The 19,296-nt window shown below is 33.1% G+C and carries 15 protein-coding genes; 8 read left to right on the plus strand and 7 right to left on the minus strand.

Annotated features, from left to right (window positions below; translation table 11 throughout):
* Positions 1 to 113 precede the first annotated feature (113 nt).
* Together IC221_RS14560 and IC221_RS14565 are read left to right on the plus strand one after the other, a co-directional pair.
* A complete protein-coding gene (locus tag IC221_RS14560) occupies positions 114 to 824 on the plus strand; it encodes a hypothetical protein (RefSeq protein WP_188169664.1) in 711 nt (236 codons plus the stop codon).
* Positions 825 to 1,491: 667 nt separating this feature from the next.
* Entirely contained in the window at positions 1,492 to 2,505 is a 1,014-nt protein-coding gene (locus tag IC221_RS14565) for a hypothetical protein (protein WP_188169665.1), read from the plus strand.
* Positions 2,506 to 2,521: 16 nt separating this feature from the next.
* On the opposite strand, the gene IC221_RS14570 is transcribed toward IC221_RS14565, so the two are convergent.
* Entirely contained in the window at positions 2,522 to 3,343 is an 822-nt protein-coding gene (locus tag IC221_RS14570) for an ion transporter (RefSeq protein WP_188169666.1), read from the minus strand.
* Positions 3,344 to 3,670: 327 nt separating this feature from the next.
* Between IC221_RS14570 and IC221_RS29915 the strand changes: the two genes are divergently transcribed.
* Positions 3,671 to 4,609 (plus strand): carboxylesterase family protein, encoded by a 939-nt coding sequence (locus tag IC221_RS29915; RefSeq protein WP_367397769.1) that lies wholly within the window; start codon positions 3,671 to 3,673, stop codon positions 4,607 to 4,609.
* Positions 4,610 to 4,700: 91 nt separating this feature from the next.
* Here IC221_RS29915 and IC221_RS14580 read toward each other — a convergent pair whose 3' ends face one another.
* The 3 genes from IC221_RS14580 to IC221_RS14590 form a co-directional block, all read right to left on the minus strand.
* A complete protein-coding gene (locus IC221_RS14580) occupies positions 4,701 to 6,407 on the minus strand; it encodes a hypothetical protein (RefSeq protein WP_188169668.1) in 1,707 nt (568 codons plus the stop codon).
* 159 nt (positions 6,408 to 6,566) lie between these two features.
* Positions 6,567 to 7,523, minus strand: coding sequence for an energy transducer TonB (locus IC221_RS14585; protein ID WP_188169669.1), 957 nt, complete (start codon positions 7,521 to 7,523; stop codon positions 6,567 to 6,569).
* A 301-nt stretch (positions 7,524 to 7,824) separates the two neighbouring features.
* The gene (locus tag IC221_RS14590; RefSeq protein WP_188169670.1) at positions 7,825 to 9,183 is read right to left on the minus strand and encodes a hypothetical protein; all 1,359 of its coding nucleotides are present in this window, start codon (positions 9,181 to 9,183) and stop codon (positions 7,825 to 7,827) included.
* 640 nt (positions 9,184 to 9,823) lie between these two features.
* Between IC221_RS14590 and IC221_RS14595 the strand changes: the two genes are divergently transcribed.
* Both IC221_RS14595 and ald read left to right on the plus strand, forming a co-directional pair.
* On the plus strand, positions 9,824 to 10,804 hold the full coding sequence (locus tag IC221_RS14595; RefSeq protein ID WP_188169671.1) for a M23 family metallopeptidase: 981 nt from the start codon (positions 9,824 to 9,826) through the stop codon (positions 10,802 to 10,804).
* Between the two features lie 232 nt (positions 10,805 to 11,036).
* Positions 11,037 to 12,161 (plus strand): alanine dehydrogenase, encoded by a 1,125-nt coding sequence (gene ald, locus IC221_RS14600; RefSeq protein WP_188169672.1) that lies wholly within the window; start codon positions 11,037 to 11,039, stop codon positions 12,159 to 12,161.
* A gap of 29 nt (positions 12,162 to 12,190) precedes the next feature.
* On the opposite strand, the gene IC221_RS14605 is transcribed toward ald, so the two are convergent.
* Together IC221_RS14605 and IC221_RS14610 are read right to left on the minus strand one after the other, a co-directional pair.
* Positions 12,191 to 13,336, minus strand: a complete 1,146-nt coding sequence (locus IC221_RS14605; protein ID WP_188169673.1) for a lipopolysaccharide assembly protein LapB — start codon at positions 13,334 to 13,336, stop codon at positions 12,191 to 12,193.
* A 265-nt stretch (positions 13,337 to 13,601) separates the two neighbouring features.
* Positions 13,602 to 14,012, minus strand: coding sequence for a DoxX family membrane protein (locus tag IC221_RS14610; protein WP_188169674.1), 411 nt, complete (start codon positions 14,010 to 14,012; stop codon positions 13,602 to 13,604).
* Positions 14,013 to 14,265: 253 nt separating this feature from the next.
* Here IC221_RS14610 and IC221_RS14615 point away from each other — a divergent pair, with 253 nt between their 5' ends.
* Entirely contained in the window at positions 14,266 to 14,985 is a 720-nt protein-coding gene (locus tag IC221_RS14615) for a chalcone isomerase family protein (RefSeq protein WP_188169675.1), read from the plus strand.
* A 250-nt stretch (positions 14,986 to 15,235) separates the two neighbouring features.
* Positions 15,236 to 16,303: a hypothetical protein gene (locus IC221_RS14620; RefSeq protein ID WP_188169676.1), complete on the plus strand. Its 1,068-nt coding sequence runs from the start codon at positions 15,236 to 15,238 to the stop codon at positions 16,301 to 16,303.
* 150 nt (positions 16,304 to 16,453) lie between these two features.
* Here the strand turns inward: IC221_RS14620 and IC221_RS14625 are convergent, their stop codons facing one another.
* Positions 16,454 to 17,962 (minus strand): DUF1254 domain-containing protein, encoded by a 1,509-nt coding sequence (locus IC221_RS14625; RefSeq protein WP_188169677.1) that lies wholly within the window; start codon positions 17,960 to 17,962, stop codon positions 16,454 to 16,456.
* A gap of 139 nt (positions 17,963 to 18,101) precedes the next feature.
* On the opposite strand from IC221_RS14625, the gene IC221_RS14630 reads away from it, so the two are divergent.
* Positions 18,102 to 19,112 carry an AraC family transcriptional regulator gene (locus tag IC221_RS14630; RefSeq protein WP_223241389.1) on the plus strand — a complete coding sequence of 337 codons (1,011 nt, stop codon included), beginning with the start codon at positions 18,102 to 18,104 and terminating at the stop codon, positions 19,110 to 19,112.
* Positions 19,113 to 19,296 lie beyond the last annotated feature (184 nt).

Here is a 19,296-nt window from a genome sequence, read left to right on the forward strand (position 1 = left end):
CTGGTATTTTTATAAGGCACTGTCTTAAAAGGCAACAAACTTTTTACATATTTCAAGCACAAGTATTATTATTACGTTAAATGTATTAGTAAACAGTAACTACAAAAAACTCTATGTCTGATCAAAAATATTGTATTCAACTTAAAGCAACTTTACTTCACTTACCCTCGAATAATAAGCCAAAAAAATATCATTTTAAATATTTCATAGTCACCACAATAATACTAGTAATTCTATGTATTTTCTTGGGAAATATTTACTCAGAAGATCAGTATAAAGGTTTTATCATTTGTCTATATCTTCTTTCATCATTACCTCTTGTGACCTACTTCTTTTTAGAAGTTGATTTTGATACACTTAATGTATATGAAACATACCCTCTTATTGGAAAAATCGAATTCAATTCTGACACGTTATATGTAAATGAAGAAGAGTTGTCAATTGATAGTATTCAACAAATCAAGTTAGACTTTATTCAACATGGTAATATTTCATGGAGCATAATTGATGAACAGATTAAGGCAGGCTTTATTCAAAACCCAAATAAGGTTAGTCTTGGTGGCCGTAATGGCTATCATTTACAAAAAACTTATAATTCGATTATAATTTACCCAAAAAAAGGTTCTGCTAATCGATATTCATTTTTTATAGATAAAGTAACAACAGAAGATACTGTGTTAGCATTTATCAATTTTTGTTACCACAACGGTATAAATTTTAAAGAGTATACAAATGGTATAAGATCATATAAAATGAAAAATGATCTTACTTATGATGAAATTCAACAAATCAAACAAGAGCATGATTTAAAATCATGGGTTTAAACTGTCTTGGTTTACATTTTCTAAGAACGAATATAAAACTGTAATAACCTCAAACTGGCACAAGTGTTAAGTGAAACGTCACTTGTGTCTATATTTTTTATGAGTCTGTTGGCTTATTAAAACTCCGATTATCTAAAACCTTGATTTAAGAGGGAGTTTAGTGATAAAATCTCTATAATTTAGGATTATTAAATATTGAATTACCGTTGCAGTATTATTTATTCAAATAAAAAGTGCACCTTTGTATTAAGTATTAATCCTGTTAGATTAATATGGGCATTGCTATGGCTTCAATTTCTTAGCAATGCCTTTTTTTATCTACAACACATGCACAAAACAACATATATGCATATTTAATTTATACCAATAAGAAAACCACTCTTTATTTCAGATATTGTTCGCGTATTTTCACAAGTGTTAAGTGAAACATCACTTGTATCTATATTTTTTATGAGTCTGTTGACTTATAGAAATATTTTTGTACTAAAACATATCTAAAGCACTAATGAGGGCTCATTATATAAGAGGTACTATTCAATAAAATAACCTCTCTCGTTAAACTATAATAAAATCACCCAACAAATCTTAAACTAAATTTGTACTACAAATATTCTCTCTAAATTAATAAACGATAATTTTATTCCTCTTCATTTTAAAGCAAACTATTATGAGTATAAAAAGCCTATTCGGTTTACTTCTTATTTCATTATTAATAAGTTGTGATCAATCCCAAGAAGATGAAATGAACAAAGCCAAAATCCGTTCTTTAATAGAGAGTACCTCTCCTATTGAAAAAGAAACATTTTCATTTGATAAATCAGAAAACATCGAAATTGTGACCAAAGACAGTGTTTTCATCAACATCAACTGGGAAGATTTAGAAATTGATGAAGCCAATTTTTCTGGTAAAATCAATGTCAAGTTCACTAATTACCCTACAAATATCGATATGTTTTTCGGTGGTCTAAAAACCGTTGCTGATACTGCACTTTTTGAGTCAGGTGGTAGTTTTAATTTAGAAGTCTTTGATGGAACAACTCCTGTAAATCTTAAGGAAGGTAAAACTGCAAGTATACAATACCCTGTCAATGGAACACCAAAAAAAATGGACTTGCATCTCTATGATGAAACAGGAAATTGGGTAAAAACGAATGTTCCTGTAGAACAGAGAACTATTGAGCGAAAAGATACTATTACCAAGGAAATCGTTATAGCTAGGAAAAAAGATGACCCTTTGTATTATACAAGAACAGATAAAGTTTACACCGATGTTAGTATTCAAGTGACAGACCTTGATTTCTACTACGTAAACCTGTCAAAACTCAATTATGCTTACTTCGATTACCCTCCTAAATCTCAGTTAACATTCATCAACATAACTCCTAACTTCGATCTACAAAGTAATTATGATGTTCATATTTTATTTAAAAAATTTAATGCGATTCAAAATTATTGGATAACGAAAGAGTCTCTTGTTCAAGGAATTCACAATACATCAAATTCGCTCCCTTTAGGAGCAAAAGCTACTGTTTTAGTTTTTTCTGTAAAAGGTGAAGACTTCTTATTCGAAAAGAAAGACATCAAAATAGAAGAAGGTCTCGTTTTAGAATTGAATCCTAAAAAAATGTCTAAAGAGAAAATTCAGCGTCAATTACGCTCCTTAAAAAGGCACTTTAAATAGTCACTTTAGATTTGTGCTAGTGAGTGTTAATATCAAAAGTATTACCGCACTTAGGACATGTACACTTTTCTGGCACATCCGGTTTTCCTGATTTAATTCTTGATATTTCTTCTATAAAGCCTGTCCCAATAATACCTGTAGGAAGTGCAACAAGACCAATACCCATAACTGCAACAAAACTTGCTATTATATCTCCTAAAGGAGTAACAGGGTACATATCTCCATAACCTACGGTGGTAAGAGTAGCAACTGCCCACCACATTGACTTAGTTATACTTGAAAAAACACCAGGTTGTGCTTCTCTTTCTACAAAGAAAATTAATGATGCAGAGAATACTATTAAAATACAAGACATAAATATGGTCAACAAAAGCTCTTCTTTTCGTGACTTAATCACTCTTATAAGGATAGACATAGCAGAACTATATCGTCCAAATTTAAAAAGTCTAAATAATCGAAATAATCTTAGAATTCTAATAAAGCGAAGGTCGAGGTTGGCCAGAATAAAATAAGATGGAATAATCGCTGATAGATCCACCAAACCATAAAAAGAGAAGACGAAAGCTAATATTGCTCCAACTCTTGATTTATTAGGATATTTGTATTTTGAGGTTACTAACCTAATAATATATTCAATAGTAAAAATTACAACTGAAAACTGTTCAAATATAAAGAACTCTTTTTGATATTGATCATAGATCCATTGATGAGACTCTAAGATAACTGACAATACATTTAATAAAATTAATGATATTATAAAAACGTCAAAAGCTTTACTTGTTTTGTTAGTCCCATCGCTTTTTTCAACAATTTGAAAGGCTTTCTGTGTAATATTCATTTTTATGGTTAGTTACAGTTAATTGTAGTATCAAATGTAATCAATATTATCTCGAAGAGTTTCTAAAAGTGGTGTAAGAGTTAAGGAAAACACCATTTGTACTACGTGTCTTTATAAGTCCGTCAACTTATAGAAAAATTTGCTCATCTCAAAGTCTTCATACTTGCACTCCTTTAGTTTATTACCTCCCCCTTCGTTGAAAAACAACTGCCTTTCATTGAATAAATTACTGAACCTTCATGAGATATTTTATCTTTATTTATGTTGAATACTATTTAACGGTAAAGAATATGAAAAATAAACTATATCTCTTTTTTTTTTTCTGTAATACTATTACTCTCTTTTAAAGGAAAAGATAAAGCGCCTACAATCACTCATAAAGCTACCTACGAAGTTAATATCACGGAAGATATCATATATGCAAAAGGATTAAGTCATGAGGCGATTAATAGTGTACAAGCAAATGAAGTCCCATTAAAATTAGACGTTTATTCTCCCAAAAATAAGGATAATAATCGACCAGTTTTTCTATTTTTCCATGGAGGAGGATTTAAAGGTGGTTCACGAAAAATGGTCCATATCGCTAACATGGGAAAGTATTTTGCATCTAGAGGATGGGTATTTATCTCAGCAGATTATAGGGTAATGAAACAAAAGGGAACTATTCCTCAACAATGGATAAGTATTTCTAAAAAATATCCTCAAAAAGTGAGAGGACAAGCATTGGCCGTTTATCCAGCTTTGCGTGATGCTAAAGCGGCTATGCGATGGGTGATTGCCAATAAAGAGCAATACCATATCAACACTGATTACATCACTGTTGGTGGAGGATCTGCTGGCGCTTTAACTGCAATTGGTTTGGGTATTTCTGACCTCGAAGACTACAGAGATGAAATTAGTATTGAGACTGACCCAACTTTATCTACGACCCATCTTAAAGAAGAATATAAAGTAAAAACCATTATTGACCTTTGGGGTACAAAAGCGGTATTAGATGCTCTTGAAAAACTAGATGGAAAAAGTCGATTCGATAGCGATGATCCTTCCTTATTAATTTTACATGGTACTCAAGATCAAAATAAAAACACTCCTTTCAATAAAGCGGAAGAACTTAAAGCCACGTATGATGCTAATGGGTTAACTGCTAAATTAATTCCTTTGGAAGGTGCAGGACATGGAGCTTGGAAAGCCACTGTTGATGGGAAAAATTTGGCTGATTTGGCTTTTGAATTTATTGTAGAGCAACAAAAACTACAAACAGAATAATAAATTTTAAGCTCTAAAAAAGAAATACTTAAGAAAGTTCAAACCTACCTTATCTTTATTGAGAAGGTAGGTTTTCTAGATCTATATTTAGTTAAGGATTAATGCGGTACATCTCCCCTACTTCCTTTTGCATCCAATCTCCATAGTTACTGATTTTTCTAGAACTAGATGATTCCTTAAAAAGGTCTATCACCTGTAATAAGTAATAACCATTTTCCTTCTGGGACTTATTACTTTCGTAATTAGATGTAATCATTTTCAAATGATCTGGCCTTAAGCTTTCGAAATAACCATCATATAAGTTTTGAGAAGAAATACCTGACCCAAGATCCATTTTTGCTCCCAACCTTGCCTTTGATTCCACGGTTACCTCAGTAAGTTGTTCTCTACCATCCTTTATTCCAGTTTCAAATTTTGCTACTAAAGACAAGTTATCTTTTTCACCCATAAAATCTTTTCTTGAAATAGAGTAAATACCATTTTCATACTTTAATTCATTACCATTTTTTCTGTTAAGTTCGATACTCGATACCGCTATTGGTAATGTTTCAACATGTTTTGTACTGTAGGAATAAGCCATAAAATCATCGCTATACCCTGATCTAGATACAGCAAAGGTTTTTATTTTATTGCCTCTTTTTATGGGGAAAAGGACTCTTTCTTTGCCATTATTATTAATCCTCTGTAAGTTATTGGAACAATAAACATCTGTTCCATGAATATCAATCAAACTCTCTATATAGATCCACTCCCCATTTTTTTCAGGGAAAGGCTGAACCGCAATAGCATCTTGAATATCCTCTAATTCTACACTTACTGTAGAACCACTTTCGTAGTTCTGGAAAACTATCGCAACACCTCTTGACTTATCATCAGAATAGAAAATAAAAGGGTAAACTTTTTCATTTTGCTCCAATTCTCTGTAAATAAATTCATGATAACTGTAATACTCATCTGAATACAAAAACCTTTGGCTTTTAGCTCCTCCAAAATTTTTATACACTCTACTTACTTCATGAGCTATTTTGAGAATTAATTTTGAATCATCATTTCTTGGTCTGAAAGTCTTCATTTCTTGATCTGAAGAAGATACATGTTCATACGTTAATTTATGATTTTCAATATGTTCTTCCTCATTTGCAGCAGTATGTATATAATCAAAATAGTACTTTTCTGCTCTGACAAAATAAAAATCTTGTCCAATAATAGACGGATCTAATTCGATTTCAATTTCTTCATTACAAGTAGAAACATCGTACACCTTTGAGATTACATTACCTTCGACATCGGCAAAATACACATTGTATTTATAATCAGATGTACTTTGCAAGTAATAGAAATCATATCCTGGCAAACCAGATTCTGATCGAAAATTAAATTGATCGACATAACCGGTTTCAAATTTAAAAGGAGGCAGAAAATTATCGACTTCAATTGCCGCTTCAGCCGTTAAAAATTCAGAAGTTGTATCTTCTTTTTCTTTGGGTATTCGAACAGAAAATAGTTGGAGTCCTTCTTGTATCCCTTTTGAATCAAACGCTATAGCATAATTATTTGCTGACTGCTTCAAAGTAATTGGAACCTCCTTCCCATTACAAAACAATTGAACGTCATTCATTTCTAATTGAACTTGATCCTGAATCAATAATTTAATTTGAGCCATACCTCTAATATAAGATGGTGCCTGTAACTCCAAAGGTTTGTTGATCTTGGCTTTATCTTCAAAAAGACTACAAGAAAAAAAGGGCAGCAGGCATAAAAGAATCGTAATCAGTTTACTGAAAAAATATTTAGTCATAAAAAAATTAGGAATTGATTGATGGTTTTAATTTGTCACGAAAATAGGGTTTAGTACGCGTAATCTGAAAATAATATCTTAATTAATTCTCGCCTGAAATTTAGTTGTTCAAAAAAAAACGACCTATTCATAACTGAATAGGTCGATTTCATAAGTTTTTTAAAGTCTAAAGGAGACCGGTAAAACCATTCTCTGTTTTACCGTTTGTCCTTTCATTCTTCCAGGTTTCCACTTAGGTGCTTTTTTAAGTACCCTTAAAGTTTCCTTATCAATAGAAGGGCTTACACCTCTTAGAATCTTAAAATCTGAAAGTTTACCCGATTTCAATACTACGAACTGTACATATACTTTTCCTTGTACATCATTTTTTTTCGCATCAGAAGGGTATCTCATATTTATTCCCAAGAAGTTATAAAACGATACCATTCCTTTAGGATAGGTGGCAGGAGATTCAGGTACCTTATAATCGTATTCATTGGCTTTTTCATCCCAGCTTACACCTTTAATTAATTTGCCTTTTTTGTAATTTTCTTCAAAATATTTTTCTTCAGAAGCAAATACACCATTCCATAAACCTTGCTTTAATGAGTTCTGAACTTTTCCTTCTTCAGTATATTTTTTTCGAGCATTGTTGGGGTAAATCGTATGTTTTATTTGCCCCTCTCCATCTTTAAGTGTTTGATTCCCGTCTTCATCCCATCCATTCACAAATAGCATAGATGGTATTCCGGATTTCTTGTCATACTGTACTTTATATTCTAAATTAAGGTTTCCATTTTCGTGGTAGGCTTTCCACATTCCTACTTTTTTACTATCTGCATACTCTCCCTCGTCTGATTTATTTCCATTTTTAAAATAGGATACAAACTGTCCTTCTTTAGCATTGTAATATTTAGGTTTAATGGTCTCATAAGTTCTATGTATCGACCCATCTAAAAAATAGATAGTATGCTTGAATACTGTTCCATTCGATTTGCCTGCTTTGGAAAGAATATAATATTCCATTCTCGTTTCATCCTCTGTCTCACCATAACCCTCAGTCAAAAATATTTTTGATTGACCAAAAGAGATGACCGTATAAAAAGCCAAGAGCAAAGTTAAAAATAACTTTTTCATAAAATTAGTGCTTGTTTTAATGATAAATTAGTTTGCTTGCGGCACTTCCAAAAATGCCAAATTATTTATTAGAATTAATGTTCAGGATCTCTTCCCTGATATTATATTAGGTGAAATCTTAACAGGTTCTAAGCATTTATTTTAGCAAGTATATCACCATTTTTAATGACATACAAATTTCATACATCAATATTAGATTACATTTATTAGTGCATAAAAAAGGGTCAAGTTCTCATAAACTCAACCCTTCCTTTAATGTATTGCTTTCTACTTAATAGCTCAAAACCATCTTCTATTGAAATTAATTCAATGAACTACAATTGACCAATTTGTAGCCTTTTCCAACATAATTGATTTGCATAGGGCCATATTGAGTACCATCATATGGTTTGAAAAAGTGAACCCTTTTGATTCCACATACATCGTATTTATCTGTAACAAACAAATAGGTCACTAGGAATTTTCCCTTTGTAGCACCTGTTGTTTCATCTTTTTCAATAAGCCATTCACCATTTACAATTTTAATGTCTTTTACAGTAAAGCTCTGATCTTTATCTTTAAACATTGTGATCATTTGTTTCTCCAATGCCTCATCATCCATTACTGTTCTATAATCAACCCAATTGTGCTCTACTTCTTTCGTTTTCAAAATACCTCCTATATACGCACCTATTTCAGCGTTATAGGTTCCCTTTTCCTTCGTTTTATAATAATAGAAAGAATATTTCTTCCAAGTGAATGAATTATACTTTTCAACAGCTTTAAAAAGTGCTACATCATTATGGCTAATTGCAAATTTAGCGAGTTTTTCTCCATTTGATTTTTCAATTTTGGCACCTGCACTCTCTAAGTACTTTATCATTTCGTAGTTTTTTTGATTTTCACTACCTTCCTCAACTACAAGGTCTAAAGCGGTGCCTTTTTCAAAATTAACCGGAGCACCATGCTCAACAATTAATTTCACTAAATCTATATTATTAGTATAAATAGCTTTTTCCAATGTCCAAGTGTCTACTTTAGGGTTGAGACCTTTTTCCAATAAGGATTGAACGGCTACTAATACATCGTTTTCAAACAAAGCGTCTTCATATAACTCTTCTTTACTTTGATTGAATTTATACTCCTCAATCACTTCCACCCATTTTTTTTCCTGAGCTGCATAATGAGAGTAATCCTGATTACAATCTACCTCTTCTAATTTTTTTAGCGTCGAACGGATACCTCCAAGTTGTATTTTAGTGGTGTCTCCATTTGCAAGGTAGGCCTGATTTTTAGCTTCATAAGCTTCTATCTTATTCAACAAGTAATTGCAGTGACGCTCACTTTTTAGTGAATGCACCAAACTGTCAAACTTTTCATATCTTTTTAGATATTTTTCTGCTCCGCTACATTTACCTTGTACACACTTCACGGTCAATGCCTTATATTCATGCATAGGTGTATCAATCCCTTCCAATGTCGGAACGGTTAAGAGTGCAGAAATTTGCCGATCGTACATGGCCAAATCTCTTTCAACAACATCACACCGTATCGGTATATTGCCTCCTGTAGTTATCTGATCGGAAGCCTCCGATAGTCTCGGCGATTGGGCATGACATACAGTTGTGAGTGTAAAAGTTATAAATGACCAGTAACACAATAGAATAGTCGTCGTCTTCATTGTAAATAATTAGTTTATTTTAATACCTGTAATAAATAGTCAACACACTTTATTACCCTAGTTTTTGAAATCAATAAAAAACTAGAGAAAGTCAGTTTAAAGCACTTTCGCACTTTAGAAATACTCTAAGATCAAATAAAAAATAACAACAGTTTCACAGTAAAATTCTAGTTCATCAAATATTTATCTAAAAGCAAGAATCTATAATAAAGTTGAAAATTGATCTGAATCAGTACTTTTATAACGAGGAAAGCAGTGATTTTATTTTCCGGGTTGTAAAATTAATTTCACATTTTTACGAAGCAAATAATGCAGTCATAATACGCCTTCTTTACAGGAATAAGTCAACACTTTATTTGAATTAGACAATTATCAAATTAAAAACACATATATAACTGTACATCTGCTACTTACACGTAAATAATGTTAAGTGAATTTCATTAAATTCACTATCCTTTTTTGTCAATAAAGAATAGAAATCTTTCATGAATTTTCAGCATTATTTATCAGGGTTCATACAATATAAAGTAATGTTAATACGTTCTCTCTATGCCTTATAAAAGATGATAAAAGGCATCTAATATTTTTTTTGTATATTTGAACTTCAAATACCGAAGATTTAGGTCTTCACAATTGAGATATGGCAAAGATTAAATATTATTACGATACTGAAACTTGTCGTTACGAACGCATAAGAACCTCTCCCTTTGATATGTTTATCAACATCACTGGGTTATTGTTTGCGTGCTCTTTGTTCGGCTTTTTCTTTTCGGCTATATATATAAAATACTTCCCTTCTGCTAAAGAAGCACGTTTACAGAAGGAAAATGCAGACTTACTTTATTCACACAAGCTTCTTCAAAAAGAAGTAGATGATGTGAAAAATGTGGTGGCTTCTCTTCAAGATAGAGACGATAAAATTTATCGTGTAATTTTTGAGGCAGATCCTATTCCAAACGAAATCCGTCAGGCAGGTACTGGTGGTAGTCAGAAATACCAAGACCTTTTAGATAAGAAACTTTCTAGAGAGGACATGATTTTAGGTACTCTCTCTAAGATTGATAACCTTAAAAGGCAGATGTATATTCAGACCAAGTCGTACGACGAAATTGTTGACTTAGCACTGAATAAATCTGAAATGTTGGCAGCCATCCCGGCAATTCAACCTGTAGACAACAAAGATCTGAAAAGGTTGGCCTCTGGTTTCGGCATGAGAATTCACCCTATCTTAAAGGTGAAGAAAATGCACGCCGGTATTGATTTCTCTGCACCAAAAGGAACTGCAATTTATGCTACTGGTGATGGTAAAGTCATCAAAGCTAGAAAATCGAATAGAGGATACGGTTGGGAAATTGAAGTAGATCACGGTTTTGGCTACGTCACAAAATATGCTCACATGTCGAAGTTTGATGTCAAGCGTGGACAAAAAGTATATAGAGGCCAAAAGATTGGTGAAGTGGGAAGTACAGGTTCTTCAACTGCTCCACACCTTCATTATGAGGTAATTCACAAGAAGAGAAAAGTAAATCCAATCCGATACTTCTCTAAAGATGTTACTGCTGATCAATATGCTACATTATTAGAAAAAGCATCGGTAGAAAACCAGTCATTAGGATATTAATATCACACATCATATTATCATCCCCATATACTTTTTATTCTGTATATGGGGATTTTTTTATGTCAAATCGGAAGAATTCATACATTTTAGCCCTAAAAACAAAAAAATATTTTAAAAATATTAATTAACTAAATTTCCATTTATATATTGCAGCACACAAAACTTCCATTCCTCATTGATGAGGAAACCTATTTTTTATAACACATACGTACTCATATAACACATTTTAGACATGATTATAGGCGTTCCAAAGGAAATTAAGAACAATGAAAACCGTGTTGCTTTAACTCCAGGTGGAGCTAAAGAGCTTATCAAAAGAGGACACACAGTTTATGTTCAATCTACAGCTGGTATTGGCAGTGGATTTTCAGATGAAGAATACGTAGCCGCTGGTGCTCAATTACTTCCTACTATTGAGGAAACTTATGCAATTGCTGAAATGATTATGAAAGTAAAAGAGCCAATTGAGGCGGAATACTCTCTAATCAAAAAAGATCAATTACTATTCACTTACTTCCACTTTGCTTCTTATGAGCCATTGACTCGTGCTATGATCGAGCAAAAGCCGGTTTGTTTAGCTTATGAAACAGTGGAAAGAGCGGATAGAAGCTTACCTTTATTGATTCCTATGTCAGAAGTAGCAGGTAGAATGGCTACTCAAGAAGGTGCTAAATATCTTGAAAAACCAATGGGTGGTAGAGGTATTTTACTTGGTGGTGTTCCAGGTGTAAAACCAGCAAAAGTAATCGTAATTGGTGGTGGTATCGTAGGTACTCAAGCAACTAAGATTGCAGCAGGTATGGGTGCTGATGTAACGATTATGGACATCGATTTGTACCGTTTACGTCAGTTGGATGATATCATGCCAGCAAACGTAAAAACAATGGTATCTTCTGAGTACAATATCCGTGAGGAAATCAAAGATGCTGATATGGTGGTAGGTGCTGTACTTATTCCTGGTGCTAAAGCTCCTCACTTGATCACAAAAGATATGTTGAGCTCAATGAAAGACGGTGCTGTACTTGTTGACGTTGCAGTGGATCAAGGTGGATGTTTTGAAACAACAAAACCTACTACGCACGCAGAGCCAGTATTTGAGGTAGATGGTGTAATGCACTACTGTGTAGCGAACATGCCTGGTGCTGTTCCTTATACTTCTACACTTGCATTAACAAACGCAACTCTTCCTTATGCTATCCAATTAGCGGACAAAGGATGGGAAGCTGCTTGTCGTGATAACGAAGATTTGAAGAAAGGTTTGAACATCATTGGTGGCGATGTAGTTTACAAAGCTGTTGCTGATGCTTTCGGTCTTGAATATAAAAACGTTGAAGACTTTCTTTTAGCGAAAGCTTAATTTTCAGCGTGCATAAAAAAGTCATGATTTTATTTTAAATCATGACTTTTTTTTTTGTTTTGTTTTTTCCATTTCTGCCAATCAGGAGAACTATAAAACTGCTCGTAATGATCTTTGGATAATATTTCCTCAATAGGAACTCCCACTACATCAGAGACTTTCACTACCTCTTCGAGCATTCCTTTGTAATTCTGTTCCGAATAATAAGCATCTACTAGTAAAAGCCGTGCATCTGTCACAAAGCTTTCTGACTTTATAATCTTCTTTAATACCTTTTTGGCTTTTGGTGATTTATTCCATGCTAAAAGAATTTCAGCTTCACGTAACGAAAGGTATTCATCGCCTCCTATTAACTGAGCTAATTCATCTAACATTACTTTTGCCATTTCATAATTATCCAGGGAACCATAAATATCCATTAAAACTAAACGAATACTTTTGTCATCAGGGTATTGCTGCAAATAGGCATTTTTGAGAGACTCCATCTCTGAAATATTACCTTGCAATGCATGAGCTTGAATTAAAGCAATTTGTGTATTTTTTTGTTTCTTAAAAAAAGAAGAAAGTGAATCGTATTCAGAAATTGTACTTCCGTATAATCCCTCTTGATTATACCCAAAAAGATCAATTACCTTCAATAATGAGTTTCTATAAGAAACATTCTGTACTAAGTCAGGATTTTCATTGGCCAACATGGTCGCTACAATGTCTGAAAAATATCCTCCTCCAGAATAAAAGTAGATATCAGCAATATTCCATTGATTCAGATGATTTTTGACCAACAACATTTCATTATAATCAAGCCATCCATCTCCCTTCAAATCACGGTATAACAGATTTACATTGCCATCAGTATCTTCTAAAACCTTCACAAATGATAATTCACCATCTGTACCGATTTGCTCTACTAATAACTCTCCCAGCCTTAATTGTTGCTTAAATACCTCCGAATATTCTTTCCAATCAGTAGACCTTCTATGTAAACTTTTAAATACCCTCTGAGTGAAAACTTCATAATTGATCCATTGATCCACAATGCTACCATCTCTATGATAAATAGCACTGTCAATTGTGATGGCCAAAGCTAACTCTGATTTTCCAGGTTGCCCATAAGCACATACTCCAATTAAAGTAATGGAAAAAAGTAGTAAATATTTTTTTAAAACATTATGCATTCAACTCTCGATACTTGTTATACTCTTAAGTAAAGGTATAAAGTAAGGTGAGAATATACTATATAAATACGAATCTATAATTGAAATAGCCCCTAATTTAATTAATATGACTCCTCTATACCGTACTATTCGAAAGGTTTTGAGTAGAGATATAAAAAAAGAGTAGCATAAAACTACTCTTTGAATGGGTTAAAAACTTCAAGTTTAAACTTAAGGTAAAAGTATATTTTCTAGTATACGAACAAATGCATATCAAATTATACTCTTATTTAAAGAGAGGGGCAAATTTAGATCTATAAGCATAAGCCAAATAAATGACCATTCCTAAAAAGAATGTTGCACCGCCAATTCCAGCAGGATCAAGTGTTGCATGGAATAAAAATGCGTTGAATCCTACTGCTCCTAAAACTACTAACGTAGCAGGAACCGCTTTCTTCGTTGCCAATAACAATCCACCAACTACCTCGATAATTCCTACGATTGGTAAGACTCCCATTAGCATTAATGAGCCAAAAACTTGTGCAACTTCCTCACTAGCAGGAGGCATTGGTATAAAATTCAAAAATTTGTTTAATCCAAAAACGATCATCATGACGGCAAGTAAATATCGAATAACCGTTGTTGCTTTTCCTTCTGAAACGAATGAATAACCTTGCGTAAGTGATTGATTTTCCATGATTTATAATTTTATTTAATTCTATTTTTCAAAAGTATACAGTTTACATTCAAACAAAAACAATATTTGTTTGTGTTTTATTTGTTTAAACAATATTAGTATAATGAAATTAGAATTCAAAAACATTAAACAATATTCGTTTAAACATATAACAATATTAACATTATTGTTAAATTTTTTCTTTGAATAGTTATATAATATTTGGATTTTGCATTTGAATTAACTCCATTTTTTAAATAAAAAGTGAACTTCCATGAAAAATGTTTATCGTCTTAACTTTCTAAGCATTGTTTTATTATTCATTTCACTTCAACTTCACGCACAAGACCAACCTACTTTCAAGACTGACTTTTTTAATGAGGTTGAATTTCCTGAGAAAATAAATGTCAGTAACCAATCTTTACAAAGTAATGGTTATGGTTCATTCTCAAAGGGGCTAAAAAAAGTATTCTCTTGTGCTTTGTATGTTGAACAACCAACAGATGATGCCATTAGTTTAATCTACAGTGATGATTTAAAAGTAATTGACCTTGTAATGACTTCTAATTACTTACAATCTGAAACTACTGTCAAAAAAATCAAAACAGCATACGCCAAAGATCTAAAAGCAGATCTTAATGCTTCTGCTGATGAAAAGCAGTTTATTTCTGACTTAAGAAAACATGATAAAATCATAACTTCTCAAGTGACAACAGTAGAAAAACTATTTGGTGAAGCTTTCAACAAATCGAACTTAGGAAATGTAGATAGCATCAGTGATGATATCAAAGAATACATTGCCTCTTTTGGTGATTTGATTGAAACAGGCGACCATTTCAGAATTATCAGCAAGAACAATCAAGTGACTCTCTTCAAAAACGGAGAGCAACTATTCCAAACTGATAATAAAGCATTCAAAAAAGCTCTAATGAACATCTATTTAGGAAATACTCCAATTGATGCATCATTAAGAGAAAGCCTTCTTTCTATGTAAAAGAAACAATTGACAATTAGAGGCCGGTTATTGAAAAATAATCGGCCTCTTTTTTTACCAATAAGTCATTCATTTTCACTCGATTAAAAAATAATTAGATTTTTTTTCAAAAAAGAATAGGGGTAAATCCTCAAACACGGGTCATTATACCGGAAGCAGGAAAACAAAGACTTCTACTCATGACGTCAAGTGAAGTCAACCTCCTATTCCAATTAATTTTGAAACAAAAAATATCTAAATATATAATCAAATGAAAAATCTAATTTTCAACCTTTTCTCACTTTTATTCATTACATCATCTGTTTTTGCTCAAGAGAAAGATTCAAGACCTTTTCAAGTGTCATTTTTATACCCTTTAGGAATTAACGGTACAAATACACAAGTAGCAAGTGATGGCTCTTTTAACGTGCTTTGGGGTGTGAATGGTGGTGTCAATTACTTTGAGTTGGGAGGTATTGCCAATGTTAATAATGGAGATGTAAGAGGCGGTCAAATAGCGGGTATCACAAATGTCACAAGAGGCGAAAGTAACGGGCTTGTTATTGCTGGTATTACCAACTTAAATACCTCTTCAGCAAGAGGTTTACAATTAGCAGGTATCAATAACTATACAAATAATGAAGTAAATGGTGCTCAAATTTCTGGTATCTCCAACATTTCTGGTGGTGATATGAATGGTGCACAAATTGGATTGATCAATACAGTAAGAGGTAACCTCAAAGGTGCACAAGTGGGTTTAGTAAACTATACTGATAGCTTAAATGGTGCTCAAATTGGCTTAATTAACGTCGTAAAAGATGGAGCAAAGGGTACTCCTATTGGCCTTATCAATATAGTGAAAGATGGTTATTATGCAGTAGAAGTTGGTGTTGGTGAAACAGTTTGGGGTAACGTAAACTTCAAAATGGGTACACAACAATTCTATACAATTTTTAAAGTAGGTTATACTGAATACAACGATAAACTTGTGAATACATTTGGTGCTGGTTTCGGTACTCAATTCGAGTTAGCAAAAAGAGTGAACTTAGCATTAGACCTTTCTGCTAACCAAGTTATACACGATAATACTTGGAAAGACACTGGTCTGAACTTATTAAACAAAGCAGATTTAAACGTTCAAGTAAAAGTGTTGAAGAACTTAAGTATCTATGCAGGTCCTTCTTTAAATGTTTACACAACAGACTATAAATTAAATGGAAGTGAAACTGCAGGTACTTTGGATGTACCAGAACATGCATTTTTTGATGAAACTTCAGATCACGGAACTAGAACTGCCATTTGGATTGGTGGTCAAGCAGGTTTGAATTTTACTTTCTAATTTTCGGAACCCATTATCAAAAAATATAAAAGGGAGAGGCTCAAAAAGTCTCTCCTTTTATTTTCACTTAACATTACCACTTTAGTTTTTGTGTATATGAAAATGCTAAGACTAATAAATATAATTGGGTAAAGAATCTATGATTAATACTTACTTGCTTAAACCAGTTGTGACTACTTCCCAGTCGTTCAAGTGGAAAGACTTATCGAAAAATGCTTCTTTGGGTGCATAAAGACGGAAATAGATAAACCAACCGTCATTACCTACAGTTTTTAAATAGTTTGCAGGATTAACTCCTTTAGGACATTCCGCTCCTATATATAGATCGATAGACCCGTCCTTGTTGTATGTCACATCTTTTCTTCTTGAGTTGATCCCAACATCTGAAATTTTTTCTCCTCCATTATCATAAGGTCTTCTTGTATTTTCAGAGTATAATGTCACGGACCAGAATTGATCTACTGGCACATCAGCCGGCACATGTAACTTGTAGGTTTTATCAGCCCTTAATAATTCTCCGTTCTCATCTCTTTTGGATGTCATATAGATCTGACCATATCCCGGTGAGGGTTCTACCATACCTTTTGTAGAACTTACGGCTTCGTAGTACCATACTGCTCTTTCATCAAGGTAAACCATCATATCATTGCTCTGAGGAATATTAAAATCAAATGATTTGTACCAGTTTGTACCTTCCCAGTAAGGCGTACTAAAACGAGGGTTTGTTTGAAGGTTTCTCAACATTAATTCCCCCATATTCCCACCTTTTATCAAAATTTCTTTTTGTTTTTCGGTAGGTTGAAACGGTTTACCAATTTCTATTCCTAATGGTTTCAGCATTGCTATCCATGCTTTGTCCTGCTCTCGTACAGGTTCTTCATTGATGATCGTATGTAAAGTTTCCCAATACGCCAATCCTCTTGGTGCAGTAGCAGACCATTCCACATCTTTATTTTCTGCGAAAGTCGCCTTGTGCAATTTCTCTCCAACTTTCCCAAGTTTCAATGCCTTTTTAAACTCCTTCTCTACCTTTGGATCTGCTTCCAAAATTCTTAATCCTATGAAAAAGTTATTTGTTTCTGACTGTACAATAAAATCTGCTTGTCCTTCATACTTTTTGGGATCATCATTTGGACCACAAATAATATAAGTGCCGCCCTGCCCTTTATCGGGACCTGTTAAACCTAAATCAGCAACGGGTCTTTGCCATAAATCTAAAAAACCACCTGCTGTCATCCCTTTTGGATATTCTAATTTTACAGCTCCATCTTTCAAGTTAGAAAAGGTAAAAATATAAGGTGTCGTAAGGTTACCTGTTACAATACCCCTTTTCTCCTTTAGGGATTTTAGGACCACAAAGTTTTCCAAACCAGCAACATCATAGGCTTTATCTTCTTGTAGTCCCCAAGTTTTCATAGACACAATTGGCGTTGACCAAATGTAAGTTTGAGAGGCACGTTGGAAATCCATAATGTCAAATAATTCCTGCTCTCCTTTCGTGATAAAATTGTGTTCTAGTTCAATATTTCCATAGACTGTTTCAATAATTTCATCACCCTCTAAAGTAGCATCTGATAAGGGAACCTGAGCAAATGCAGATTGAATGCCTGACTGTAGCAATAATGCAGTACCTAATAATTGTAGTGTTTTATTTTTCATTTTAATATTGGATTGATTTACATTCTATTTATACCCTCCATCTCTGTTTATAGATTACCTTCATCGGTTCAAAGGATATCGCAGTTAGTTCAAATGCTATTGTTGTCTGATTTTTTGTCGTATTTTCAATACAGAATTAATGAGTCATTGCACATTTATGGAAAAAATCACAATACACACGGGGTCAGTGGCAGAGGTAGCTACACAGTTGACTGCGATTCTAGGTAAAGAGCCTTCCAAAGAGAACACATTACATATCAATAATCATTTGGTAGAATTATACTACGAATGGTTTTTCCCATTTGATGGCATTGAGATTGGACTTCATAATGTGAGGTATAAAAGTGATATGGAAGTGGATGTATTAAGTGATACAAGTGAGAAAAAATACATTTATTTTCAATTTGAATATAAAGGCAATGTCTCTCCAAAAACACCTCAAGAAAATCAAAAACTAACATCGCTTGTCACGATGATGAGTATGCAGAGTACAAGTATTTTCTTGAACATGAAAGCGAAAAAAGGAGATCAGAGTCAGTGGGTGACGTTGAGAATTTCAGAAGACTATTTCAATCGTTATATGTCACATATGAAAGTGCATATCGGGAAAGTATTTGATACAGCAAACCCTTGGGTGATTTATGAAATAACTCCTCCAAAAATCAACCTTCTTATCGATGACCTTTTTATGTTGAATGATGAGATGACTCCACCCCTAAAAAACAGTTTGATTGTCGCAAGATCAGTGGAAGCTACTGGGCTTTTTCTGGATCAGGTTATCAGAAGAAAACATCAAAGTCAGAGAAATACCAACTTGCATATTGAGGATATAAAAAGAATGCAGATGATCAAAGAAGAATTGATTGTTCTTTACGATAATACTCCCTCCTTAACTTCTATTGCTGAAAAATACGGTGTGTCTGTTTCTAAATTAAAAAGAGATTTTGGTAGCGTATTTGGTACTACGATCCCTTGTTTTCATTCCAATTATCGTCTTGAATTAGCGTATAAAATGTTGGAAACACAGCAAGTTTCTATTTCTGATGTAGCAAGGCATTTTGGGTATAAAAGTTTATCTAACTTTTCTGAGAACTTTAAAGAAAAGTTTGATACTACACCAAAGGAAGTCGCCATCAAATATAATCTTTAAAAGATAAGATTTCACATTCTATTTAAATGAGAACTTAATCTTCGATAGTGAAAAAGATTAACCCTCAAAGTTATTATATTGTTCCAACAACTATTTCTCAATTACTTACTGATCTTTCGCTCTCTTAAAATTTGCGAATAGTTAAAATATTAATAAGTAGATGCTAAATTAAGTTGTTCTCAGA

This window comes from Flammeovirga sp. EKP202, assembly GCF_014534745.1.
Lineage (GTDB): Bacteria > Bacteroidota > Bacteroidia > Cytophagales > Flammeovirgaceae > Flammeovirga.

Coding starts and splice junctions, on each gene's coding strand:
- IC221_RS14595 (WP_188169671.1), top strand. CDS start 9,824: ATGGCAAAGATTAAATATTATTACGATACTGAAACTTGTCGTTACGAA.
- IC221_RS14565 (WP_188169665.1), top strand. CDS start 1,492: ATGAGTATAAAAAGCCTATTCGGTTTACTTCTTATTTCATTATTAATA.
- IC221_RS14590 (WP_188169670.1), bottom strand. CDS start 9,183: ATGAAGACGACGACTATTCTATTGTGTTACTGGTCATTTATAACTTTT.
- IC221_RS14625 (WP_188169677.1), bottom strand. CDS start 17,962: ATGAAAAATAAAACACTACAATTATTAGGTACTGCATTATTGCTACAG.
- IC221_RS14585 (WP_188169669.1), bottom strand. CDS start 7,523: ATGAAAAAGTTATTTTTAACTTTGCTCTTGGCTTTTTATACGGTCATC.
- IC221_RS14615 (WP_188169675.1), top strand. CDS start 14,266: ATGAAAAATGTTTATCGTCTTAACTTTCTAAGCATTGTTTTATTATTC.
- IC221_RS14610 (WP_188169674.1), bottom strand. CDS start 14,012: ATGGAAAATCAATCACTTACGCAAGGTTATTCATTCGTTTCAGAAGGA.
- IC221_RS14560 (WP_188169664.1), top strand. CDS start 114: ATGTCTGATCAAAAATATTGTATTCAACTTAAAGCAACTTTACTTCAC.
- IC221_RS14605 (WP_188169673.1), bottom strand. CDS start 13,336: ATGCATAATGTTTTAAAAAAATATTTACTACTTTTTTCCATTACTTTA.
- IC221_RS14570 (WP_188169666.1), bottom strand. CDS start 3,343: ATGAATATTACACAGAAAGCCTTTCAAATTGTTGAAAAAAGCGATGGG.
- IC221_RS14620 (WP_188169676.1), top strand. CDS start 15,236: ATGAAAAATCTAATTTTCAACCTTTTCTCACTTTTATTCATTACATCA.
- ald (WP_188169672.1), top strand. CDS start 11,037: ATGATTATAGGCGTTCCAAAGGAAATTAAGAACAATGAAAACCGTGTT.
- IC221_RS14630 (WP_223241389.1), top strand. CDS start 18,102: ATGAGTCATTGCACATTTATGGAAAAAATCACAATACACACGGGGTCA.
- IC221_RS14580 (WP_188169668.1), bottom strand. CDS start 6,407: ATGACTAAATATTTTTTCAGTAAACTGATTACGATTCTTTTATGCCTG.